Raw genomic sequence first — 22,312 nt, 5'->3', positions numbered from 1 at the left:
CCACAGGCTTACTTTACAGGCCCTAAAAATGTGGTACTTACAGCCTCAAACTCCTCGCCTGCCGGGCTTTCCACCTGCAGATTGATTTCCTGGGATATCTCGCGTATAGCTGACTGTGGTAATATGATGAACATGGCGCCCTCGGCCGTACCCTGTGGAGGTACCTGGATGATGCTCTCCTGACCCACAAAGGAAATCTCAGCGTCAGGATGGTCCGGCGTAGTCAGCATTACTTCCAGTTCTTCATTACTCTTATTCACTACCTTGTACTGGTAGAGGTTGCTTATGCGGCCATCGGGCTGCTCCTGGTACATCGTGCCGGGAGTACGCAGTACAGAGGTCTCCACCTGGGAGCGCATAAACAGAAGCGCACCGATGACACCGAGTAAGGCCACCAGTACCAGGCTGTAGGCCACGCTGCGCGTATCCATGCGAAAACCGCTCTTTTTGGTGGGGTCAGCAATCGCCTCTTCTGAGTCATAGCGTATCAGATCACGTGGCAGGTTTACCTGATCCATGATAGTATTGCAGGCATCTATACAGGCGGTACAGTTAATGCACTCCAACTGGGTGCCGTTACGTATATCGATACCTGTAGGGCATACCTGCACGCACTGCATGCATTCGATGCAGTCGCCCTTACCCACCTCTTCCCGGTCCTCCTTTTTCCGGAACTTGCCCCGCGGCTCTCCGCGGTTATAGTCGTAGCTTACTACTACTGACTTTCTATCCAGCAACACGCCCTGCAGCCGGCCATAGGGACATACCGTGGTACAAACCTGCTCACGGAATTTCGCAAATACGCCGTAGAAAACACCCGTAAAGATGAGGATGGCCAGTAAGCCGCCGACATGCTCTGCAGGCGGGTCCGTGATGATACTAATTAACTCCTCACTACCTATGATGTAGGCGAGGAATGTATTTGCAATGATAAAGGAGATCACGAAGAAGATGAGGTGCTTGCTGCCCTTTTTCAGGACCTTAGTACGGTGCCAGGGCTCTTTATCCAGCTTACGCTGGGCGGTCCAGTCGCCTTCTATGGCGTACTCTATCCGGCGAAAGAGCATCTCCATAAAGATGGTCTGCGGACATACCCACCCACAGAACAGCCTGCCATATACTACAGTAAATAATATTATAAATACCACACCCGCTATAAGCGCAAGGGCAAATAAATGAAAGTCCTGCGGCCAGAATACCTGTCCTAATATTATAAACTTCCTTTCAAGGATATTTAATAATAATACAGGCTGCCCATCTATCCTTAAAAACGGGCCCGCAAATAATAATATCAATAAGCCATAGCTCACCCACTTTCGCCAGTTATAATACGGCCCGGAAGGCTTTTTAGGATATATCCATACACGCTTTCCCTCCGCATCCACAGTGGAAATTTTATCACGATAAGATTGTTTTTCCTCAGCCGTTAGCATAGACGTTTGTTAATGAGTGAATTGTTTAGTAATTGATTTACAGAGTAATCGATTAATAGAATGAACGACGGGGTGGTAAGCAGTGCGCCATACTTTAATTATCCTGTGATCTGATAAAATTTATATTAGATTTGCAGGCCACTTAATTCAATCAGCCGTGTTACCAAGTACCATAGAGTTTTCTAATACGTTAAAATCCCGAACCAAGCAATTTGCCCTTTTGGCTATTCGCGTTTGCCAGGCTTTACCTAAGGCAGACGAATGTTATGTCATTAAAAGGCAACTTCTCAGAAGTGCTACTTCCGTTGCAGCAAACTATCGTGCCGCTTGCCGTGCCCGATCCGGTAAAGAGTTTTATGCTAAAATCTGCATAGTAGTAGAAGAGGCAGACGAAACCTGTTTCTGGATCGAATTACTGAATGAATCAAACATCCATTGCCCTCCTTCTCTTGAAAAACTGGCTACTGAGGCTACAGAACTTTTGAAAATCATGGCTAAAATCAAGAAATCCGCCGGATTAAAGTCTGCCCAACTCTGATTAATATTCCCTCGTTGCACGGCTATTCCATTTTCACCTACTCAATAAATCAATTACTCTGTAATTCAATTACTTCCCACCATTCCTGCATTCAAAATTCATTCATTACTATTCTCCACATCCCCGTCAGGTTCTTTGGTTACCTCTATCTCGTCCGTAACTGTTTCGGGCTCTACGGGAGCTACCATTTTGCCCTGGGGTTCTTTGGGGTTAGCAGGTTCGGTGCCCTGCAGGCTGATGACGTAGCTTGACACTTCCTGCATCTGTTGGGGTGTAAGGATGCTCTCCCAACTGATCATGCCTTTTTCCTGCACACCGTATTTTACCGTAGAGAATACATCGTGGATGGTGCCACCGTGCAGCCAGTAGGGGTCTGTGAGGTTCGGACCTACCCCTCCCCCGCCATCCTTGGCGTGGCAGGGCATACAGTGCTGCAGGTAGAGCGTTTTACCCGCTTCCAGTCCTGCCTCATCCGTCATCAGCGCCACGTTGGTCTCATCGATCAGGTTGGCGGCACTGGCCAGGTAGGCCTTGCGGGACAGCTCTGCTTCCAGCATTTCTACCTCAAAAGCCTCTGCCTGGCTATCCATCAGGCCAAACATATGGAAGGATGCGAGGTAGCCCACGGCAAACACGATTGTGGCATAGAACATGTACTTCCACCAGGGGGGCAGGTTGTTATCCAGTTCGTGTATGCCGTCATACTCATGGTCTGTAAGTACCTCCTCCTCGCGTTCCAGCGGCACCGCGTCGTTAAATTTGGTATTAAAGCGCTGCCAGAAGCTCGTTTCTTCCGCTTCGCTTTCTGCCAGCGCCCCCTCAGGATCTTTGAGGAACTTCATCAGTGAGAAGACACTGTATACCAGGCCGGCAGTGGCAAGTATCAGCAGGGCCAGCAGGCCGATGATGCCGTAGAGCATGAGGTCCTGTTCACTATAGCCGGCTGCACCGGATGCCTGTGCAAAGGCAGCCAGCGGGCTCACTCCCAGCAGCAGGACGGTTGCTAAGCTATATTTCATGTATTTATTCATGGCTCGTAAGATTAGTAGGCAGTGTATCAGTATCCAGAGGCATGGCCGCTACTTCGTCTATCTTGCTTTTACCGGTACGCATCACCAGCACGATGAGCACGGTGAAGAAGAGGAAGAAAACGATGAGGGAAAACAGGGGGTAAATATCTATACCACTGATGCTTTCCATATGATGTTTTATGAACTTTAACATGATATCAGTATTTGGTCAGAAACTCCGGGTTCATGGCGGGAGGGTCATACCTCCCGCCACTTCCGGCTTCCGGTTAGGTTATCGCTTTATCGTATCGCTGGCTCTTCGGCCGGAGCTATCTCATAAGGCTCGTACTGCTTGTCCTCTTCCACGCTTATGTCCGTACCCAGTCGCTGCAGGTAGGCGATGAGCGCGATGATCTCACTGTCCTGTACGGCAGGTATGCCATTTTCCGTCAGATCCTGCGTGATCTCCGCCGCCTGGCGCTCCAGGTGAGCACGGGCACTGTCTTCGTATCCTTCCGGATACGGCACCCCGAGGGTACGCATGGCTTCTATCTTATCCCCGATGTTGGCATAGTCCAGCTTATCTTCAATGAGCCAGTCATATACCGGCATGATAGAGCCGCTGGAGGTGCTTTCCGGATTGAGCATATGGTTAAAGTGCCAGCTATTGGGGTACTTCCCTCCTATCCTTGCCAGGTCGGGCCCCGTACGTTTACTACCCCACAGGAAGGGGTGGTCATACACGAACTCACCGGCCTTGGAGTAATCGCCGTAGCGCTCCACTTCCGAGCGGAAGGGCCTTACCATCTGGCTGTGGCAGTTATTACAGCCCTCACGGATATAGAGATCGCGGCCCTCAAGTTCCAGCGCGGTATAGGGCGTCACTGTTGCTATCTGCGGTACATTGCTCTCTATCAGGAAGGTAGGAACCATCTCTACCATACCACCAATCAGGATCACGACAAGGCTACCTACCAGCATCTGCACAGGGCGGCGTTCGATCCAGCGGTGCCAGTGCTCTCCTTTGTGCTCAGTGTAGTCTTTACTTAAAGGCATGGCTTCTGCCTCTTCATTCTTCAGGAATTTACCCTGAGAAGCAGTCCTGATCAGGTTATAGGCCATCACAATCACACCCACGATGTAGACAGCCCCACCGAAGGCCCTCATCGCATACAGTGGTTTAAGCTGAGTAACCGTTTCCAGGAAGATGGGATAGGCAAGCAGCCCTTCTTCCGTAAACTCTTTCCACATAAGGCTTTGAGTAAAGCCGGCCCAGTACATAGGCAGGGCATAGAAGAGGATACCCAGGGTGGCAATCCAGAAGTGCACATTGGCCAGCTTCACAGAGTGCAGCTTAGTACGGTACAGCTTAGGTATGAGCCAGTAAAGCATACCGAAGGTGAGCATACCGTTCCAGCCCAGGCCGCCTACGTGTACGTGGGCGATGGTCCAGTCGGTAAAGTGGCTGATGGCATTTACGCTTTTCAGTGAAAGCAGAGGGCCTTCAAATGTCGCCATACCGTAAGCCGTAACGGCCACTACCATAAACTTAAGTACGGGATCTTCACGCACCTTGTCCCAGGCTCCACGCAGCGTAAGGAGGCCGTTCAGCATACCGCCCCAGCTAGGCGCAATCAGCATGATGGAGAATACCACGCCCAGGTTCTGCGCCCAGTCAGGCAGGGCATTGTACAGCAGGTGGTGAGGACCGGCCCATATATAGATGAATATGAGAGCCCAGAAGTGTATAATAGATAATCGGTATGAGTATACAGGACGGTTGGCAGCCTTAGGTATAAAATAATACATCAGGCCGAGGTAAGGGGTAGTTAGAAAAAAGGCAACCGCGTTATGGCCATACCACCACTGTACAAGGGCGTCCTGTACACCGGCATACCAGCTATAGCTTTTAAAGAAAGTAACGGGTATCTCGAATGAGTTAACGATGTGTAGCACCGCCACAGTCACAAAAGTGGCTATGTAAAACCATATGGCCACGTAGAGGTGGCGGGTGCGGCGCTTGAGGATGGTACCGAACATATTAACACCAAATACCACCCACATAAGGGTAATGGCGATATCAATAGGCCACTCCAGCTCGGCATATTCCTTACTCGTGGTGATACCCAGCGGCAGGGTAGCCACGGCGGCGAGGATGATAAGCTGCCATCCCCAGAAGTTGATCTTGCTGAGGGCATCACTGTACATCCGTGCTTTGCAAAGGCGCTGCAGCGAGTAGTATACCCCTGTGAAGATACCGTTTCCTACAAAGGCAAAGATCACCCCATTGGTATGAAGCGGTCGGATACGGCCAAATGTGGTATAAGGAATGCCGAAGCTCAAATCCGGCCAAACAAGCTGCAGGGCCACAAGTAAGCCCACCAGCATTCCAATAGCGCCCCAAATCGTGGTGGCGGCAGCAAACATCCTAACGATATTATTATCGTAAGAGAACCGCTCCGGTGTGAGGTGCATTTGCTCACGGGAACGGCTCTCTTTTTCGGATGTGGATAGTACACCGATACTCATATCTACTTTCCGGTTTTTTGACTTTTATCGATCAGTTCGTCATCGAAGAGCATACGGACAGAGGGCGTGTAATCATCTTCATACTGGCCGCTCTTGCTGGCCCACAGAAAGGCCCCCAGGAAGCCACAGGCTACCAGCAGGCTAATTCCGATAAGGATAAAAATGGCACTCATAATCTTTTTGCTTTTCTGACCTTACAAAGGTGCACAGCCACCGGCTGGATTGGGATGATGGGCATCAGCGCAAAAACTGATATATATCAGGTTCTGTAAGGGTTAGGTATGAGTGAATTTTGAAGGAGAGAAGGAGTGAATTGATGAGTAATAGAATGACAGAATAATTGAGTCATTACATAAGATAGTTATGAGTTGGTAGGGTTGGATAACGGAATAATAGAAAGAGAGATACCCCTGTAGAGGCGCGATTGATCGCGACTTGTGGCGGATGGCAGAAAGTTAATGAATGAATTTTGAATGAGAGAATGAGTGAATAATTGAGTAATAGAATTACAGAGTAATTGAATAATAGAGTGTTGAGTGTTTAGTTTTTAGTTATGAGTTAGGGAGTGTTGGGTTTTTATGGCCATTTATAAAGCCCTGTATTACAGCACACAAGGCTGAAGAAGATGGGAGCCGAGACGAAACAACAAGATGCATAAAATGCATATTTGTATTCTTTTGTCTAAATTGGCGATCATTTGAACCCCAAAGTATAGTAATCATGGATGGCAAAAACATTGGCCCTTATTTCTTCAAAAAAATAAAGATGGTGCGTAAGCTCCTTGGCAGAACGCAGCGGCAGGTGTCTTATGACCTGGACCGCTCGCAGCGGGACATCAGCGCCATAGAAAAGGGTGTGAGGGACAAGATGGTGCCTCATGATCTGCTGAACTATTACTATGAAAACGGGGTGGACCTGAACTGGCTTTACCTGGAGGAAGACGCAGAGGCTATTACATACGAAGCGGCGGAAAAGAAGGCCTTCAGGGTAATAAATGGCTTGCGCTACTACCGTGTGCCACAGGACGATGTAGATAAGCTGATACGCCTTACTGATGAGGCGGACTACCCTAAGCACTTTAAGCTGTGCGAAGTGGCGCTTACTGCCAGGGTGACTGATACCTACGTAGGGTTTCTGATAGTGAATGACCTGCCGCCCTACCAGGCGGGCGATGAGATAATCTGCAGGAAATCAGGGCTGACGGACCTTAAGCGTGATAATGAATACCTGTTAATTACAGGCGGTCAGTTAGTTAGTGTGAAATCAGGAGACAGGAAGCCTGCGAGTAGTGACAAATACGTCCACTGGGTAGATGGCAAAATGCTGATGCGGGACGTACAGCAAATGTGGGAGCCTGTAAAAAGACTGGCCGGTGCAGGGGACAGCGAATTAACGCAACCTAAGCACCTTTAACCGACCTTACTATTACCTCTGATCCGGCACTGTAATTCCACACGTATGACCACGCTATATATTTCTCTTCTTGCTGTTACGATTCTATTACTGGGGGCGAACGTATATTTCCTGAGAAGGCGCCACCTGACAGGCAGGCAATTAGCCGCTGTAAACCCTGATAACCTGGCTACTAAGCATATTTTAAAGCTGGCCATAGAGTACATACATGAAGAAAACATGCTGTACCAGGCGACTTTGCAAGAAGCCATTGACTTCATTGAAAGCCTGAACCTGAGCCTGTCTTACTATCAACAGGTGGGGCTGGATGACCTGAAGTATGATGAACTAAACCTGAGAACGCGGTACGCACCGCAAAAGCTGGAGGAGGGCCTGGTAAGTGCCTTACAGGAGTATATCCTGAAAACGTCCTGTATAAGGCAGCAGCTAAGCGTAAGCCTCAATGAGGAGTCGCCGGTAGAACTGCCGCAGCAACAGCTAGCCTATTACTATGGCATACTTACTATCATTATGGACAGCTATACGGGGGGCATGGGTAAGGCCGAGTTTTGCCAGATCAATGTAGGCCAGAACGAACAGATGGCCTGGGCTGAGATAGTAACGGACTCTGCCCTGGACCTAAGCGAGCACCTAAGGCTGGAAAAGATGCAAAACAGCCCTGAGAGTATGGCCTTTGCTTACCGGGAGCTACTCAGTGCCCACTGGAATTGGGTGAGGAAGGACAAGTACCAGCACTTTTACCTGCACGTACCTTTTGACAGGAACGGGGACTACTCTGACAGCAGCCTATCGGCATAATAAGGAACGCAGACTGTGAAGCTGAGGCCTTCTGTATAGGTGGCGTCTGCCGTGGCAAAGCCTTTGTGTAAGCTGGCAAAGCTACTGGCATGATGCAGCGCTGCGGGCCACTGACCGGGCTCGCTCTGGCTCAGGGTAAGGCCTCCGGGGGCCTCTGCATCATCATCAGACACTGTGAAAGACACACTGTTTTCGCCAAACTGCAGGCTCATGTGGATGCTGTCGGGGGTACGGTCAAAGGCAAAGTAGATGAAGAGCAGGACGTAGATCACGGCAAGGTCATCTTCCAGCTCGTGGGGCAGGCGGCGGTCCTCCTGGTTACTATACAGGCTCAGGTGCTTAAAATCGTGCTTCATGGCCGCCACGCAGTGAACCCTCAGTATGCCGTAAAGGCCCATGGTACTATTGAGGCATACACTGAGCAGGCAACTGATGCGCCCTCCGCGGCTTACGTGGTCCATGAGGTCATGGAAGTAGGGGCGGAACTCCTCGCGGTCACCGTCCATCCGGTAAAAGAGGTCATTGATAAGCTCCATCATATCATGGTGATGCATGACGATGCGGTCTTGTACGAGGGTGCCCAGGTAGTGGTGGGTATGCCGGCGGGCGGCCTCATACCGCCCGGTGCGCTGCACCTGCTGCAGGGTCACGTCCAGCTCATCACATGACCGGAGCATGCGCGCCAGGCCGCTGTAGCATATGGCCATAAAGCGGCCCATGTGGATAAACTGGTACAGGCCCACCCCTATCATGAGCAGGGCGCATAAAATGACGGTGAGGGCGGCTCCGTTTTCTAGTATTGGATTCATGGCTGCAGGGGGTTATTCATCATCGTCATCCAGGCCGGGGGCGGGGTCGTCTTTGCCTTTGTCTTTATCGCCCTTGCGGCCGTGTCTGTCCTTTCGCCACAGGTTATGCAGGTCGCGTTCATCACGTAACTCAGGTGGTTTGAGGGGTTCAGGAGCAGGGTAGATAGGCCCTTTGCCCCGCATACGTTTTTTGAAGGCGGCCATGAGCTCTTCCATAAGGAAGGTGTAGCGCTCGGCCCGCTTCATGATGTAGCGTATGGGCAGGCGCATGGCCAGTATAAACACGAGCCCGAAAGCAAATACAATGCTGACCATGAGGTAGAAGTGCTTATAGCGCTGGTGCTGGGCTATCTCTTGGTGAACGTTATCCCGATAGGCCAGGTACCGCCTCTCATCTACCTTATCACGATAGGCAAGTTCCTGCTTATGAACGCCACCGTATTGGCTGGTTTCGAGTGAATGTATACGGATGTCCTTGATTTTGCTGTTGTGCTCATGATAGCTCGCTAAATCACCCAGGGCTTTACTAAATAAGGCGCAATTGTAATGAAGGTCGGATGTCGTTTGACTAACTGAGTCGGTTGTTAGCAGTAATCCTAGTTCCGCATAGTTCAATGCACTGTCAAGTTTCTCCAGATGATAATAGCCATTTGACAAGTTCAGAAGGGCCGTAGCTTGCAGGTCAAAAGCATTTGTCCTTTTGCTTATTGCAGCGGCTTTGTAGCTCCATTTGTTAGCCTCATGGTATTGTTCTGATGTCAGGAATCGCAAGCCATAATTTAGGTAGAACTTTGCCAGGTAGCCATCATGAGTTAGCTCGCTGGCTTTAGAAATTCCTTGTTCTAAATAGCTATCGGCTGCTTCAAAGTCATTTTGATTTATACTTACAAGGGAAAGAGCGGTTAAAAGCATTAATGCTTTCTCCTCTTTTTTTAACTCTACTACAATTTCGTATGACTTACTAAAATCCCTTTGGGCCTCTCTAAAATTACCTAGCTTAAAGTTTAGGTTACCTCTTAGGTGGTATACAGACCACGAAAAGTTTTTATCCAGCGCTTCAAAATTTACTTTGTTCAGGTATTCAATGCCTTTTTCGTACTGCTTTACCTTTTCAAATATTAGGGAAAGGGCATATAAAGAATAAGCTTCTTTTTCAAAATCACCTTGGCCGTGATATAGGTCTCTGGCCTCAAAGAGATAGGGAACGGACTCGGAAAGCTGGTCTTGTTTGAATAGGGTGTAACCTTTGTTATAGTTGAGTAGTGCCAGGTCATTATTTTCTTCAACCTCTTTGTTAAGACGGATAAATTCACTTGAATGATATTCAGCCAGCCTTTTATCTTCAGCCCCTTTCAAATAAATGAAGGAGAGCGTATTATGGCTTTGCTTTTGTCCTTCCAAATAGCCTTCCTCCTCAGCAAGACTTAAGGCTTGTTTAGCCATTTGGATAGCCTTATCCGGATCTTCCTTGTAAATTTCCCTGGCTCCCTTATTCAGGGAAGATACTGTTCTGAAGTTGGAGGGGGTGGTATTTCCCCCCTCCGGTATTTGCTCCTTTTCACATGAGCATAAAGTAATCAGTAAAATAATAACTGGTAGAAGTCTTTTCATTTTCTGCTAAACGTTTGGCGAAGCCATTTGGCTGCTACTTGTATTTTTTGGATCATACCAAATTGGTGGCGGATCTTCTGATTCTCCGGTGCCGCTTCCCCCACTACCTACGGTCCCTCCGTCGCCAGATCCACCAAATAAAAGGGCCGATTGGTTGCTAAGCAGGCAGAATTGCCGCACGGCTTCAAAGTTTTCTTTTTTGTTATATGTCATAGCAAAATTTTTTGGGTAGCATATGAGGCGTGTTGTCGCCTAATACGCTACAGTTTATTTGATATGACAAAATAAGGCATTTTGCCGACAAGCAGAAGAGGGCACAGGCAGGCATGGTAAAGGTGGGTGTATGCCCTGTACCATGGTCTTAGGCTCTTGTGCTTTGCTGCATGAATCACCGAAAGTAGGACCTGCGGAATGCCGCCCACCGAAAGTCGGCCCAGCGAATGTCGGCCACCGAAAGTCGGACCTGCTGAGACATAACCACCCCGAAATAAAACACGCGTCCGCGTTTTTATTTCCCCCCTCCTTGAAAAGTAGGGGAATTAAAGCAGAGCTTGACTGCTGTACCTAAAATGGAAGCTGTGCATTCATCAATCAGGCGGAGCTGCCGTGCGCTTTCTTGGTTTGCTGGTTTAGTCTTCAATGTATTATGCTTTATGTTCACGTAACTTTCTTATACACCTGAGCACCAGGCTATTTGCCGCCATAATGCCGGGTGTGATCTGATCTTTTTCCGGGTATTATTTTCTTATGAAACAGAACAGGTAGCAAATTATGCATTTTTTGTAACTGATCAAAGCACATTTTTGAGGTGTTGGGTAATGAGTGAATTTTGAATGAGTGGATGAGTGAATAGTTGAGGAGGGGTAGTGTTGAGTGTTTAGTTTTTAGTGTTGAGTTGGAGAGTGGTAGATTGATGGGGTGGCGGATAGCAGGGTAGTTAATGAGTGAATGATGGAATAATAGAGTGTTGAGTGTTTAGTTATGAGTTGGAGTAGGGTAGAATGGTGGAGATGGGGGAATGATAGAATAATTGAGTTACAGATTAATTGAATAATAAGGTTTTCGTAAGCGGGTATGACTTTATGAGAATAGTGCAATTTATGGGTTTTATCGGGGGAGGAACGAAGGCAAGACGAACGCACCATGGGCTGATGTAATACTCATAGCGAAGGAGAAGCGAAGCAGAACCGTAGGATGAGCGAAGCAGAAGCGAAAGATGATTATGGAGAAAAAGGGCGTTTTTCACTAAAAAGTAGCTTTAGTGGAGAGGAGCCGTATAGTAAAAGTACAAAAACATCGCCCTGTTTACAAGGGTAATGAGTGAATTTTGAATGGGTGAAGTAATAGAATGATTGAGTAACAGAGTTATTGAGTGTTGAGTTTTTAGTGTTGAGTTGGAGAGTGGTAGAATAATGGAGAAGGGGTACTGGCCGGAGGGTTGCTGCCTTTTTTAATGAATGAATTTTGAATGGGTGAATGAGTAAAGTAATAGAATGATTGAATAACACAATAATTGAAAGAGCTACCCCTGTAGAGGCGCGATTGATCGCGACTCGTAGCGGATAGCAGAACAGACCGGGGGCTGAAGGCAATGCCCAGGTTGCCTTAATTAGGTTGTATGCCAGAAAAAGAGGCTGCCCCCTGTGGGAACAGCCTCTAACTATTTCGAGAGTTTAGAATGCAGGTTATTGTTTAGCGTAAAACTTAAACCCAAGGCCCACGCCCAGTGTGCAGAACCCTACTACAGTTACAGAGCTAAGAGGCATAAGTATGGCTGACACAAGCGGGGTAAGCATGCCGGTGATGGCAAAGCCTATGCCCACGGCATTGTAGGTAAGTGACAGGCCAAAGGCAGCCAGCACCACTATCCGGCTCACCCTGGATAACCTAAGCAGGACCGGAAGCTGATCCAGCCGTGAGCCGTCCATGATGGCATCGCAGGCAGGAGAGAACTGGTATACATCGTCACTTACACTCACCCCAATGTCGGCCGCGCTAAGGGCAGCGGCATCGTTAAGGCCATCGCCCAGCATCATTACTTTTTTACCTTCCGCCTTAAGGCCTTCAATATGGTTTAGCTTGTCGCCGGGCTTTTGATTAAATGCAAGCCTGGAGAAATAGCCCTCCAAAGCCTGCCGGTCTTTTTCATTGTCCCCGCTCACGAGCCACAGCCTGTAACGCCGAGCCAGTGTGCCGAGGGTAGCAAACAGGTGCGGGCGAAACTCACTGGTAATGCTAAAGTAACCCGCTTTGCGTCCATTGAGAGAAACGTATACACGGGTACCTTCCGCCTGAGCATTACCCGTAAAGGCCGCAGAACCCATCCGTACATAGTACCCCCCGGCCACGCCTTCTATACCCTGACCGGCCGTTTCACGAAAGTTCATAAGAGCGGGTAGCTTATCTACTGTTTCCACCAGTTGGTCATATACCTGACGGCTGAGCGGGTGGGTGGAGCTGCGACATAAGGCGGCCACTGCTGCCCGTTCGTCATGGCTCAGATCAAGGTGTGGCGTCACCGCCCCCTTGCCTTTATGAGTAATGGTACCGGTCTTATCAAATACGAGCGTGTCCAGGCTGGCGAGTTTCTCTACCACATCGGCATTTTTCAGGTAAAGGCCCTGCCTGCCGTATAGCCGCAGGGCACTGCCGTAAGTGAAGGGAACGGCCAGAGCCAGCGCACAGGGACAGGCCACAATGAGTACAGCAGTGACTACCTCCCACATACGGGAGGCATCTTGCTGATACCAATATATAGCGGTACCCGCAGAGAGGATGAGGATGAAGAAAGTGAACCACTTGCCCATACCCGAAGCGATATTACCAAGGCCGTAGGGCAGGGTTTTCTGCCTGCGGTTCCACAGGCCGGTAAGGTAGCCCTGCGCCACCTCACGGCTAAGGCTTATTTCTATAGGACTTCCGGTTTGCCTGCCGCCGGCATATAACCTGTCGCCGCTGCGGCGCTGGTGTATGTCCGACTCCCCGGTAACAAAGGCATAGTCTATCGCTCCCTCCCCTTTCAGCAGGATGCTATCCGCTGGTATCAGTTCCCCGCTACGGATCAGGAGCACATCCCCTGCCTGCAGGTCCTTTATGAGAGTCGTATGTTCTTCATCATCTTTTAGTACGGTCACGGCTACAGGAAAGTAGCTCTCATACTCCCGGTCAAAGCTCATGGCATCGTAGGTCTTGCCCTGGTACCACCGCCCGATAAGCAGGAAGAATACCAGGCCAGCCAGGGAGTCGAAGTAGCCCGGGCCGGTCATGCTGAGCACTTCATAGGTACTGCGGGCAAACAGCACGGTGATACCCAGCGCTATCGGCACATCCATATTGATAAACCGGTGCCTGAGGCCACTGAGTGCAGACTGAAAAAAGGGATAGGCGGAGTACAGCAACACCGGTATGGCCAGCAGCATATTGAGCCATAAGAAGTAGCTGCGATAGTGCTGCTCCAGCAGGCCATTATGATCGAGGTACTCCGGCAGGCTCAGCAACATGATATTACCGAAACAGAACCCGGCCACACCCAGCCGGATGACAAGGCTGCGGTTGGGCTGCTTTGCCTTCTTTTTCTTTTCCGGTCTGATGTCTGCCGGGTAGCCGAGCCTGTCCAGTAATACCACCAGGTCTTTTAGCGGCAGCTCGCTGATGTGCCAGCTTATAGCCGCTTGTTTCTTAGGAAAGTTTACCTGCACCTCCAGCACGGCAGGATTCAGACGGTTCAGATGCTCCAGCAGCCATATGCATGAGCTGCAGTGTATGGTAGGCAGGTCCAGCGTAAGGCGGGCCGTATGGCCGTCTGTAAAGTCAAGCACCTTACCCTGCACTTCTTCCAGGTCCAGAAAAGCCCACCTATCCTTATTCGCCTCATTGATCTTTTGCCCTGCTTCCTCATCGATGGTATAAAAATCATCCAGGCCGGCCTCATGCAGCATGGCGTATACTGTGCGGCAGCCCTCGCAGCAAAATGCCCCTCTATCTGGCTGATGGTCAGGTATAGTAAGCCCTCCGGTAGCTGGTAGAGGATCACCGCAGTGGCGGCACTTTTGGTCAAGACAGGCTTCTTTATACATATTAATTAAGGTGGTGGGGGGTCACACCCGTGGGCAAAGGGGCCCTTCCGGTGTAAAGTTCTACCGGTATCAGTGTATCACCGTCCGGTTTCAGCAGGCTATTCAGCAGGGTAAATGATTCCGGGGAGTCACTATTGATGATCACCAGGCTGTTTTGGTTCAGCCCTACTGCCGAGATAAGCGTATGCTCGGAGTGACTATCCATTTTGTGCAGGGCCACCTCGTTAAAGTGCTCCTTCATGTACTCTATGAAAAGCTTCTCATCAGTACCTGAGGGCGTGTGGGCACTGTCATAAGTCGTGAGAATAGTTACCGGCAGGTTAGCAGCCAGTTCAGGCAACATATATACGAACTGCTTAATGCCCCGCATGGCTTCGGGGGTGCCATTGTAGGTCAGTATTACCTGGTCTATCCCCTTTTGCGGGTCCGGCACAATCAGCACCGGGCATTCCACGGCATCCTCGGGACATATGGCAGACTTGCCCAGTCCGGCAATGATCTTTCTCCACGTATGCTGGCTCACCACCAGTAAGTCGGCAAAGCGCGATTCACGGATCAGGTCATTGAGGGTGCCATCCTGCTCACGGCGTACCAGGGACCGAAAACCGGCCAGCTGGCCCGCGGTCTGTAGCTGACCAGCCAGTTCATCCAGTTGCCTGGCCGCACGCTTGGTGCCACAGTCCTTCTTACTGCCACACCCTACGCACTTGCAGATGGCAGGCAGTGTGTTGAACTTCCTAATGAGAGAGCCGACCACCAGCCCGCGGCCACGGGCAAGGTACCGGCTTACAAAGTCTATCTCCACCCCGGGGCTCTCATTACTATCGAATCCTATCAGTATTTTACGACAACGCATATGCTTTTCCTTCACTCTACAAAGCAAAGCATATATTTACCCTTTAGGCATGACCGGTCTCAAGGCAAAAACTGATAAATGTCAGGAAATGAAAAAGGGGCTTCACGGACCCGGCATAGGCTTACTGTCTCCGGACGGACTGGCATCAAAGATTGACGTAAGTGACTAAAAGGGTATACAAATAATTCCCCTCTTTCAAAGAGCATAGCCGTCAAGCTAAGGATGTAAAGCGCTATTTATCAGCATATTAAATATTTATTTTTATACCGAATAAAAATAACTGCCGCGGGGTTGTACCTCGGGGTTGCCACCTAAGCGAAGTTGAACTTCGCATGCACGAAGGTTGATTTGTACTTCCAAGCATCGAACAGCCTGGATTAGCTGCTCAGCTATTAGCCCCTTGGGGGGCTGTTCAGTTACAAACTAAACTTAAATAATAGGTCCAATCCACTCTGGACGAGATACACTTCGCTAATCTCGAACCAGTTGATTGGTCCAGCATTTCAATGGTCCGACTTTCAATGGTCCGACTTTCGCTGAGCCGGCAACCCGGTGGTACATGCAGCAAATGGCAAGAGAGTAATCATTTCAGTATACTACTACTTTTAACTTGACGGCTATGGACTACCTGCGGAGGTTGGACTCGAACACGGGCAGATGCAGAACAGCTATTCGAAGTTGAGGAGTAGATATCGGGGAATGTAACCAAGCAGCAAAGGCAGGCTAAATGGCCGCTAGTACATTTAGCCCACTATCTGCCTGTTACCCTTCCGTCCGCGAGGGAGCGGTAGTTGTAAACATGGTGTTTGTTTTTCAACCAGGCATATTATGATAGTGAATCATATTTCAGGCGCGGACACCTTCCCTAAAACAGGGAAGGAATTTTGGAGGTGGCTCTTCTGGATTAATGCGGGTAAGACCAGAAATAATAGCGATAAGAAAATCCTGACCATCACCAAGTCAATAAAAATCCTGAGCCAAAACATTCACTACAGTGGTTCCCCTTACGGCCCACAGCCGGGGAATTAAGACTGTTTTATTGGGTATTTTACCCCCTTGGACGTGCATCCCTTAAAGGCGTCCCACTTTCACCAGGCCTTTAGGGTCTGTGACAGTGATCTTGCGGCCTTTGGTAATGATAAGGTTCTCTTCCTTAAAGTCATGCAGCAGGCGTATGAGCGTCTCTGTGGCCGTACCTACAATATTCGCCAGATCTTCACGCGTTAAATTGATCTCCACCTCTTCCCGCTCACCATCTATCCCATAGGTATCCCTGAGCATGAGCAGCGTAACGGCCAGGCGTTCGCGTACACTTTTCTGTGCCAGGTTCGTAAGGTTATCCGCCATTACGCCGAGTTCGTGACATACGGCCTGTAGCAGTTTTTGGTTAAACTCCTGGTTATTGGATAGCAGACTGAGAAAATCGGTTTTGGGCAGGAAGCAGATGGTGCAGGGCTCGAGGGTTTCAGCGGTCACGGGGTAGGTCTCATTACTGATCATGGCCTTATAGCCGAGGATATCACCCTCTTTGGCAATACGGATTATTTGCTCCTTACCATCTATACCCAGCTTATACACTTTTACCTTACCCCTATTAATGCAAAATACACCCAGGGGGCGAGTTCCTTCATATAAAAGTACCTGGCCTTTTTTATAGGCGGTACAGGATTTTGCTTCGTTCAGATCATCCAGCTCATGGCCGCAAAGCACGCCGAACAGCGACTGCTGTCTGAACTCACAATCCTCACATTTTACATTTGGGGTTTGTTTTCCTGCCATATAGTGAAAGTCAAGGGGTTAAATAACCAGTTGTTACCTGCTGCAACAAAGCTAACAGGATTTAGGATCATAGTAAATGATTCCCGCCCATCTTAATACTAAGAAAAACAAAATAAGTCAAGATAAATTCCGAAGCAATGCAGGAAGGGAAAAGTCAATGGCATGTGTAGGGAGGTGCCAGGAGGAGAAACGTACTTATACAGGACTTATTTATATTTCGCCATCAGCACCTCATCATAGTAGTTACCTTCATAATAAAGATACTTTTTAAGCAGGCCATATTGTTCAAAACCCAGCCGGGTGTAGGTGGACAGGGCCCCCTCGTTACGGGCTACCACGCCCAGGGTGACCATTTCGACCCCTAATTTATTAAATACGTGATCTACCGTAGCAAGGATCAGCTTTGAGCCTACCCCCCTGCCCTGCTGTTCCGAATGTACATATACCTGCAGCAGCCGGCCGGTGTGCCTGGCCTTACCTTTTTTTTCACGCAAATGCCCGCATATGCCTACGCAGGAAGGGCCCTGAAAAGCCCCCATCACAAAATCATCCGGGTCGCCGGACGCTATCGCCTCATGAAAACGTAGCTTTTCATTCGCCTGCTCTTCTTCAAAACTCGTAGCAAATGCCATGGGATTTTCTTTGAGGCAGCGTAGCCTGAGTGTGCGGTATTCGCCTGCCTCATCAGGCTGAAGCAGGCGGTATGTTATAGCTTCCACCTCCTCAATATAGCAGATTATACTTAGAGGTACCGGGTAAAAACGACGTTGCTACGGATCATTATTATTGCTTTATCTTTCTCCGACAAATCGTCCATCTCTCCATTATCATCATAAATATACCAGTACCTGTTCAAGGTTATTTTTTCTCCGAAAAGCCGCATCTGTACCTGATTCTTCTTCACTTTTACCGAATTAACCGCTTTTTCCATGATCCCGGTCGCCTCCTCCCCGGTATAAGTTTCATCCAGCAGCTCGATAAGCATGTCCTGTACTTCGCTGTGGTCTGCCAGGCCGCTGTCGAAGATGTGGGGTAAGAGTTCCTTTATGGCTTTTTCCGGCTGCCCCTGGCCCCGGTACAGCCGGGCATAGCACAGGGAGGTAAATATAGCATCGGCAGTAAGCTCATTGCCACAGAAGTGCTGATAGGGGTATACCTCGTCAAACATACGGATATACGTGGCCGCACTGTCCCACTCCTCCCTTTCCAGGTAGACCAATGCCAGGTGGGTCGCGCTATGGTGTTTGTACAGGGCGTACTGCTCCATTATGCCCCCTGTCTCATCATGTTCATTATAGCCAGAGACCAGTATCTCCTTAAAAACCGGAATAGCCTCCTCATGCCGGCCGTTATACAAAAGCAGCATAGCCCTATTATAGTCAGCACGGGCCAGCAGGTCACTTTCCGGAAAATCATCCATAAACTCACTGAACATATCGAGGGCCACTTTATATGATTCATCATGGTAAAACTCCATCGCCAGTTCAAAAGCCGCTTCATCCGGCGGCAGGGCGGTAGCGTCTGATGGTGAAAAAGCATTTCCGGAAATGATCAGGCTGGTTAGTAAGGCAAAAGCATATTTCATGATTTGGTCACATTGATGTACATAACAGGGATAAGAAAAACGCACGATTCCATAAAAAAACACATATGTTCCGGTAAGAATAATATTACAAAAAGCCTTTTTACTGAATCACAGCGCTTTCCGCCCACAATCACGCCATCCACATCCCGCAGGGCGCGCACGCCTGCTCTATCTGGAAAATTTTCGTTACTTTTGAAGTACATGGCATCAGCACGGCAAATACAATCAGCATTCCTTGCCCTGATCATGGGAATCATGATCATGCACAATGTCGTGCCTCACCATCATCACAAGGTCACGGGTGAGTCGCACGCTCATGGGCATGAACAGAAGGCCCACTCGCACGACCATGACCATCATCACCATCACGGACACAGCCAAGATGAAAGCGCTGGCGATCACCAGCCTGATCCACAAAAAGAATGCGACTCGGATAAGGGCCATCTTATTCCCCTATTTGCTGAGGGCTATAGCCATACAGGAGCCTTCCATCTGCAATATGGCACCCCAATCGCGTATGGAAAGCAGGTAAAAGATGCGGCAGGCCAAAGTCAGTCAATGGCCGGCAGCCCGTTTTCTATCGACTATACTATAGGTAAAGAACCCTCTCCGCCAGGGTACACAGCCCTTTTCCCCCCATCACTTTACTATCCTGACGCCCCTCCCTTACGTGGTCCGCCTGCCCTCGCCTGTGCGTAAAATCAGCAGGCAGCGGTACACAGCAGTACTGCCCACTTGCTGCATCGGATCACTTTTATAATCCCCTTTTCTCATGAAAAAACACGTGGTGTTCGCCCTGTGCGTATACCTGTTATCTGCCCGAGTAGATGGTCAGGCGGGCAGTATGACAGCTATCCTGCAGGAAATAGAACAGAACAATAAAGAGCTTACAGCCCTGGCTACCTACATCGAAAGCCGTGAGCTGGCGCTGAAGTCAGGCAACACCCTGCCAGACCCGCGGGTGGCTGCCTACTACCTGCCATTCGGCTCCGGTGCCCAAGGAAACTACCGCGAGCTGGAGATTAGCCAGTCCATGGAATTTCCCACGGTATATGGTGCAAGAAGTAATCTCATAAAGAAACAGGCGGAGGGACTGCGCCTTGACTATGAGTCACGCAGGCAGGCCGTCCTCCTGGAGGCCGCCGGGTATTGCCTGGAACTGGTGTACCTTAATAAAAGACTGGAGGTGGAAACGCTACGCCACCGGCAGGCACAGAACATCTATGAGCAGGTGCAGGAGCTGTTTGAACAAGACCAGGTGGGCATACTCGACCTCAACAAGGCCCGGCTGGCCTGGATGCAGGAGCAGTTCACCATAGAAGAAATAGAAAGTAAGCGGCAAATCACCTTACGCCACCTTGCCCGGCTAAATGGCGGGGAGCCGCTCACCCTGGAGCAGGCAGCGTATGACATGAGGCTGCTTACTGCCGGAGAAAAAGACAGCCTGTGGCAGACCAAACTGGCTATGGACCCGGCTCTGCAGCAACTGCAAAAGCAACAGGCCATAGCTGAACAGCAACTAAAGCTGACCCGGCATCAGGTACTCCCTGACCTTACGGCGGGATATAACTACCAGAACGATTCGCAGGTAAGCTTTTCGGGAGTATATGCAGGCCTGAGCATACCCCTCTGGAGCAGCCGCCATACCGTAAAGGCCGCACGCAAAGACCTGGAATACAAAGACAACCATGCCGAAGCCACTATCATAAAGGCCCGTGCGGAATTTGACGAACAGTTCAGCCAGCTACAGCATAAGGCACACAAATACCGCGAGTACCGGCAAACACTGGGCGAACTAAACACAGAGGACTTGCTGCTACAGGCCTACCGGCTGGGGGAATTATCCTTCATAGCATACTACCAGGAGCTGGACTTTTATCGCCAGGCTTACGACACGATGCTGGAAATGGAAAAGACGCTTTTTCAGCTCCAGACCGACCTTTTAAAACATACTCTTTGATTCATTTTAATCTTAATCTATAAGTCATGAAAATCTCGACTATTCTATTCGCACTACTATTCACTTTCGCTATGGCGTGCTCGGAAAAAGCCTCTGAAAATGATCACGGGCATGAGCACGGCCCTGATGCCACAGAGCATACCCATGCAGGGGATGAGCACGACCATGCCCATGGGGAGGATGCCCACGACCACATGCACGAGCAGGAGGAATTCGAAGTATCGGAAGATAGCACCCACATGCATGAAGAGGGTACGTCTCACCATGACCACGACCACTGATCCATGAGGCTTTTATTAATAGCACTGGCCCTTGCCCTGACTGCCTGCGGGCAGCTGGGTGGCGGCCATAGCCACGAAGCCTCCGGCGGACATGCGCACGGAGAAGAGGGCGGGCATTCTCATGAGAGCGGGGCCACTGCCTCCTACACCGTATGGACAGACCAGACAGAGCTGTTTGTAGAGTTTCCCGCCCTGGTGGCCGGAAAAACCAGCCGCTTTGCTGCCCACCTAACCAGGCTTCAGGGGCATGAGCCTGTAACAGAGGGTAAGGTAACGGCCAGCCTGATCAGGGGACGTAGCGGTATCAGAAACACGGCGGAGGGGCCTGCTTCCCCAGGCATCTTTACCCCTGCCTTGCAGCCAAAGGAGCCTGGTGAGTATACGCTGGTGTTCGATTTACAAGCTTCGGGATTCACTGACAGAATCACTATTAACGAGGTACGGGTGTACCCCACAGAGGAGGCCGCAGCCGAAGCGACAAGCCATGAGGCAGAGGAAGGGGGGATATCTTTTTCAAAAGAACAGGCCTGGAAAATGGACTTCCGGACAGCCATGGTCGTGCAAAAACCTATATATGAGGTAATAAACACCTCAGGCACCTGGAATACAGCCCCTTCAGACATGCATACATTGGTGGCCACCTCTACAGGCAGGGTGAATTTCAGCTATGAAAACCTGACAGAAGGCACCGCCGTGAAAGCCGGGCAGCCTCTGATGACCCTTAGCACGGAGGGCCTTACAGCGAATAACCTTAGCGCAGAAATTCAAAAAGCCCGCGCCTCTCTGGAGCAGGCAAAGGCTGAGTATGAGCGAAAAAAGAAGCTGAACGAGTCAAAGATCATCCCCGGAGCGGAACTGGAGCAGGCTCAGCAAAAGTATGAGGTGGCCAGGGCTACTTATCAGTCTCTGACAGCCGGTGTATCAGGAGGTAAAAAGAGCATCTTCTCCCCTTTCGATGGCTATATCACCTCTATTACTGCCGGCAACGGTGATTTTGTAGAGGAGGGGGCCCGCCTGCTGACGGTGAGCCGCCAGAGCAACAGCGTATTGGAAGCAAAAGTAAGTGCCTCGGCAGGCCTTTCTATGGCAGACATTCAGAATATATGGTATCAGCCACGGCAAGGCGTGTGGTCAAGCCTGAAAGAGAGCAGCGGTGAGGTGTTGTCAGTGGACAGAAAGGTAAGTAGCGGGCAGGCTAACCTTTCAGTATTTGCCCGGGTAAGTGAGGCAGTGCAGATGCCACAGGGCAGCTTTACCGAGGTACAACTTGCCATAGGTGAAGCCAGCGCAAGCACGGTAATACCCTCCTCAGCACTGCTGGAAGACTACGGTCAGTATTCGGTGATCGTCCAGACCGGTGGTGAAACCTTCAAAAGACGCTATGTGAAGATAGGAAAGCAAAATGGCCACGAAACAGAAATCACGGAAGGACTGAATCCGGGCGAAGTGGTGGTTACAGAAGGTGCCTTCCAGGTAAAAATGGCCTCTATGGCCGGACAGGCTCCCGCACATGGCCACGCACACTGATAGGGTATGTAGAGTTGTGAGTTTTGAATTTTGAGTTTTGAGTTAGAGAAAGGCACCATTAACTAAACACTAAGCACTTAAAACTAAACACTAAACCAGGCACAGAG

At 49.8% G+C, this 22,312-nt stretch carries 21 protein-coding genes; 8 read left to right on the top strand and 13 right to left on the bottom strand.

Features of this window, described 5'->3' with window-relative positions; translation table 11 throughout:
• Positions 1 to 8: 8 nt before the first annotated feature.
• Positions 9 to 1,433: a cytochrome c oxidase accessory protein CcoG gene (gene ccoG, locus AB9P05_RS24040; RefSeq protein ID WP_371911450.1), complete on the bottom strand. Its 1,425-nt coding sequence runs from the start codon at positions 1,431 to 1,433 to the stop codon at positions 9 to 11.
• A 157-nt stretch (positions 1,434 to 1,590) separates the two neighbouring features.
• Here ccoG and AB9P05_RS24035 point away from each other — a divergent pair, with 157 nt between their 5' ends.
• Positions 1,591 to 1,971 (top strand): four helix bundle protein, encoded by a 381-nt coding sequence (locus AB9P05_RS24035; protein WP_371911449.1) that lies wholly within the window; start codon positions 1,591 to 1,593, stop codon positions 1,969 to 1,971.
• 98 nt (positions 1,972 to 2,069) lie between these two features.
• On the opposite strand, the gene AB9P05_RS24030 is transcribed toward AB9P05_RS24035, so the two are convergent.
• The 4 genes from AB9P05_RS24030 to ccoS form a co-directional block, all read right to left on the bottom strand.
• Positions 2,070 to 2,990 carry a cbb3-type cytochrome c oxidase N-terminal domain-containing protein gene (locus tag AB9P05_RS24030; RefSeq protein WP_371911448.1) on the bottom strand — a complete coding sequence of 307 codons (921 nt, stop codon included), beginning with the start codon at positions 2,988 to 2,990 and terminating at the stop codon, positions 2,070 to 2,072.
• 4 nt (positions 2,991 to 2,994) lie between these two features.
• Complete coding sequence (locus tag AB9P05_RS24025) at positions 2,995 to 3,195, bottom strand: CcoQ/FixQ family Cbb3-type cytochrome c oxidase assembly chaperone (protein ID WP_371911447.1); 201 nt, start codon at positions 3,193 to 3,195, stop codon at positions 2,995 to 2,997.
• Positions 3,196 to 3,281: 86 nt separating this feature from the next.
• Positions 3,282 to 5,456: a cytochrome-c oxidase, cbb3-type subunit I gene (gene ccoN / locus AB9P05_RS24020; RefSeq protein ID WP_371911541.1), complete on the bottom strand. Its 2,175-nt coding sequence runs from the start codon at positions 5,454 to 5,456 to the stop codon at positions 3,282 to 3,284.
• 56 nt (positions 5,457 to 5,512) lie between these two features.
• Positions 5,513 to 5,683 (bottom strand): cbb3-type cytochrome oxidase assembly protein CcoS, encoded by a 171-nt coding sequence (gene ccoS / locus AB9P05_RS24015; RefSeq protein WP_371911446.1) that lies wholly within the window; start codon positions 5,681 to 5,683, stop codon positions 5,513 to 5,515.
• Between the two features lie 547 nt (positions 5,684 to 6,230).
• Between ccoS and AB9P05_RS24010 the strand changes: the two genes are divergently transcribed.
• Both AB9P05_RS24010 and AB9P05_RS24005 read left to right on the top strand, forming a co-directional pair.
• Positions 6,231 to 6,923, top strand: coding sequence for a helix-turn-helix domain-containing protein (locus tag AB9P05_RS24010; RefSeq protein ID WP_371911445.1), 693 nt, complete (start codon positions 6,231 to 6,233; stop codon positions 6,921 to 6,923).
• A 45-nt stretch (positions 6,924 to 6,968) separates the two neighbouring features.
• Entirely contained in the window at positions 6,969 to 7,721 is a 753-nt protein-coding gene (locus AB9P05_RS24005) for a hypothetical protein (protein WP_371911444.1), read from the top strand.
• On the opposite strand, the gene AB9P05_RS24000 is transcribed toward AB9P05_RS24005, so the two are convergent.
• Genes AB9P05_RS24000 through AB9P05_RS23990 form a run of 3 tightly spaced genes read right to left on the bottom strand, consistent with a single transcriptional unit; the run spans position 7,694 to position 10,354 of the window.
• Positions 7,694 to 8,530 (bottom strand): hypothetical protein, encoded by an 837-nt coding sequence (locus AB9P05_RS24000; protein WP_371911443.1) that lies wholly within the window; start codon positions 8,528 to 8,530, stop codon positions 7,694 to 7,696. The genes AB9P05_RS24005 and AB9P05_RS24000 overlap by 28 nt on opposite strands.
• Positions 8,531 to 8,542: 12 nt before the next feature.
• Entirely contained in the window at positions 8,543 to 10,141 is a 1,599-nt protein-coding gene (locus AB9P05_RS23995; RefSeq protein ID WP_371911442.1) for a tetratricopeptide repeat protein, read from the bottom strand.
• Between the two features lie 6 nt (positions 10,142 to 10,147).
• On the bottom strand, positions 10,148 to 10,354 hold the full coding sequence (locus tag AB9P05_RS23990) for a hypothetical protein (protein WP_371911441.1): 207 nt from the start codon (positions 10,352 to 10,354) through the stop codon (positions 10,148 to 10,150).
• 981 nt (positions 10,355 to 11,335) lie between these two features.
• Here AB9P05_RS23990 and AB9P05_RS23985 point away from each other — a divergent pair.
• Positions 11,336 to 11,458 carry a hypothetical protein gene (locus AB9P05_RS23985; protein ID WP_371911440.1) on the top strand — a complete coding sequence of 41 codons (123 nt, stop codon included), beginning with the start codon at positions 11,336 to 11,338 and terminating at the stop codon, positions 11,456 to 11,458.
• A 368-nt stretch (positions 11,459 to 11,826) separates the two neighbouring features.
• Here the strand turns inward: AB9P05_RS23985 and AB9P05_RS23980 are convergent, their stop codons facing one another.
• The 5 genes from AB9P05_RS23980 to AB9P05_RS23960 all read right to left on the bottom strand — a co-directional run bounded on the left by AB9P05_RS23980 (position 11,827) and on the right by AB9P05_RS23960 (position 18,437).
• Complete coding sequence (locus AB9P05_RS23980) at positions 11,827 to 14,217, bottom strand: heavy metal translocating P-type ATPase (RefSeq protein WP_371911439.1); 2,391 nt, start codon at positions 14,215 to 14,217, stop codon at positions 11,827 to 11,829.
• A 1-nt stretch (position 14,218) separates the two neighbouring features.
• Complete coding sequence (locus AB9P05_RS23975) at positions 14,219 to 15,073, bottom strand: hypothetical protein (protein WP_371911438.1); 855 nt, start codon at positions 15,071 to 15,073, stop codon at positions 14,219 to 14,221.
• A 1,071-nt stretch (positions 15,074 to 16,144) separates the two neighbouring features.
• A complete protein-coding gene (locus tag AB9P05_RS23970; RefSeq protein WP_371911437.1) occupies positions 16,145 to 16,852 on the bottom strand; it encodes a Crp/Fnr family transcriptional regulator in 708 nt (235 codons plus the stop codon).
• 206 nt (positions 16,853 to 17,058) lie between these two features.
• A complete protein-coding gene (locus AB9P05_RS23965; protein ID WP_371911436.1) occupies positions 17,059 to 17,571 on the bottom strand; it encodes a GNAT family N-acetyltransferase in 513 nt (170 codons plus the stop codon).
• Positions 17,572 to 17,594: 23 nt separating this feature from the next.
• On the bottom strand, positions 17,595 to 18,437 hold the full coding sequence (locus AB9P05_RS23960) for a tol-pal system YbgF family protein (RefSeq protein ID WP_371911435.1): 843 nt from the start codon (positions 18,435 to 18,437) through the stop codon (positions 17,595 to 17,597).
• Between the two features lie 201 nt (positions 18,438 to 18,638).
• On the opposite strand from AB9P05_RS23960, the gene AB9P05_RS23955 reads away from it, so the two are divergent.
• The 4 genes from AB9P05_RS23955 (at position 18,639) to AB9P05_RS23940 (ending at position 22,205) form a co-directional block, all read left to right on the top strand.
• Entirely contained in the window at positions 18,639 to 19,136 is a 498-nt protein-coding gene (locus AB9P05_RS23955; protein ID WP_371911434.1) for a hypothetical protein, read from the top strand.
• A gap of 73 nt (positions 19,137 to 19,209) precedes the next feature.
• Complete coding sequence (locus AB9P05_RS23950) at positions 19,210 to 20,397, top strand: TolC family protein (RefSeq protein ID WP_371911433.1); 1,188 nt, start codon at positions 19,210 to 19,212, stop codon at positions 20,395 to 20,397.
• A 26-nt stretch (positions 20,398 to 20,423) separates the two neighbouring features.
• Positions 20,424 to 20,678 carry a hypothetical protein gene (locus AB9P05_RS23945; protein WP_371911432.1) on the top strand — a complete coding sequence of 85 codons (255 nt, stop codon included), beginning with the start codon at positions 20,424 to 20,426 and terminating at the stop codon, positions 20,676 to 20,678.
• Positions 20,679 to 20,681: 3 nt separating this feature from the next.
• Positions 20,682 to 22,205: an efflux RND transporter periplasmic adaptor subunit gene (locus AB9P05_RS23940; RefSeq protein WP_371911431.1), complete on the top strand. Its 1,524-nt coding sequence runs from the start codon at positions 20,682 to 20,684 to the stop codon at positions 22,203 to 22,205.
• Positions 22,206 to 22,312 lie beyond the last annotated feature (107 nt).

It is taken from the genome of Roseivirga sp. BDSF3-8, assembly GCF_041449215.1.
Lineage (GTDB): Bacteria > Bacteroidota > Bacteroidia > Cytophagales > Cyclobacteriaceae > JBGNFV01.
Note: the sequence above shows the minus strand (reverse complement) of the source record. Positions and strands in the feature narration are given on the sequence as shown.

Coding starts and splice junctions, on each gene's coding strand:
- ccoS (WP_371911446.1), bottom strand. CDS start 5,683: ATGAGTGCCATTTTTATCCTTATCGGAATTAGCCTGCTGGTAGCCTGT.
- AB9P05_RS23970 (WP_371911437.1), bottom strand. CDS start 16,852: ATGGCAGGAAAACAAACCCCAAATGTAAAATGTGAGGATTGTGAGTTC.
- AB9P05_RS24005 (WP_371911444.1), top strand. CDS start 6,969: ATGACCACGCTATATATTTCTCTTCTTGCTGTTACGATTCTATTACTG.
- AB9P05_RS23995 (WP_371911442.1), bottom strand. CDS start 10,141: ATGAAAAGACTTCTACCAGTTATTATTTTACTGATTACTTTATGCTCA.
- AB9P05_RS23960 (WP_371911435.1), bottom strand. CDS start 18,437: ATGAAATATGCTTTTGCCTTACTAACCAGCCTGATCATTTCCGGAAAT.
- AB9P05_RS23955 (WP_371911434.1), top strand. CDS start 18,639: ATGGCATCAGCACGGCAAATACAATCAGCATTCCTTGCCCTGATCATG.
- AB9P05_RS23990 (WP_371911441.1), bottom strand. CDS start 10,354: ATGACATATAACAAAAAAGAAAACTTTGAAGCCGTGCGGCAATTCTGC.
- AB9P05_RS24030 (WP_371911448.1), bottom strand. CDS start 2,990: ATGAAATATAGCTTAGCAACCGTCCTGCTGCTGGGAGTGAGCCCGCTG.
- AB9P05_RS24025 (WP_371911447.1), bottom strand. CDS start 3,195: ATGTTAAAGTTCATAAAACATCATATGGAAAGCATCAGTGGTATAGAT.
- ccoN (WP_371911541.1), bottom strand. CDS start 5,456: ATGCACCTCACACCGGAGCGGTTCTCTTACGATAATAATATCGTTAGG.
- AB9P05_RS23975 (WP_371911438.1), bottom strand. CDS start 15,073: ATGCGTTGTCGTAAAATACTGATAGGATTCGATAGTAATGAGAGCCCC.
- AB9P05_RS23950 (WP_371911433.1), top strand. CDS start 19,210: ATGAAAAAACACGTGGTGTTCGCCCTGTGCGTATACCTGTTATCTGCC.
- AB9P05_RS23945 (WP_371911432.1), top strand. CDS start 20,424: ATGAAAATCTCGACTATTCTATTCGCACTACTATTCACTTTCGCTATG.
- ccoG (WP_371911450.1), bottom strand. CDS start 1,433: ATGCTAACGGCTGAGGAAAAACAATCTTATCGTGATAAAATTTCCACT.
- AB9P05_RS23980 (WP_371911439.1), bottom strand. CDS start 14,217: ATGTATAAAGAAGCCTGTCTTGACCAAAAGTGCCGCCACTGCGGTGAT.
- AB9P05_RS24010 (WP_371911445.1), top strand. CDS start 6,231: ATGGATGGCAAAAACATTGGCCCTTATTTCTTCAAAAAAATAAAGATG.
- AB9P05_RS23985 (WP_371911440.1), top strand. CDS start 11,336: ATGAGCGAAGCAGAAGCGAAAGATGATTATGGAGAAAAAGGGCGTTTT.
- AB9P05_RS23940 (WP_371911431.1), top strand. CDS start 20,682: ATGAGGCTTTTATTAATAGCACTGGCCCTTGCCCTGACTGCCTGCGGG.
- AB9P05_RS24000 (WP_371911443.1), bottom strand. CDS start 8,530: ATGAATCCAATACTAGAAAACGGAGCCGCCCTCACCGTCATTTTATGC.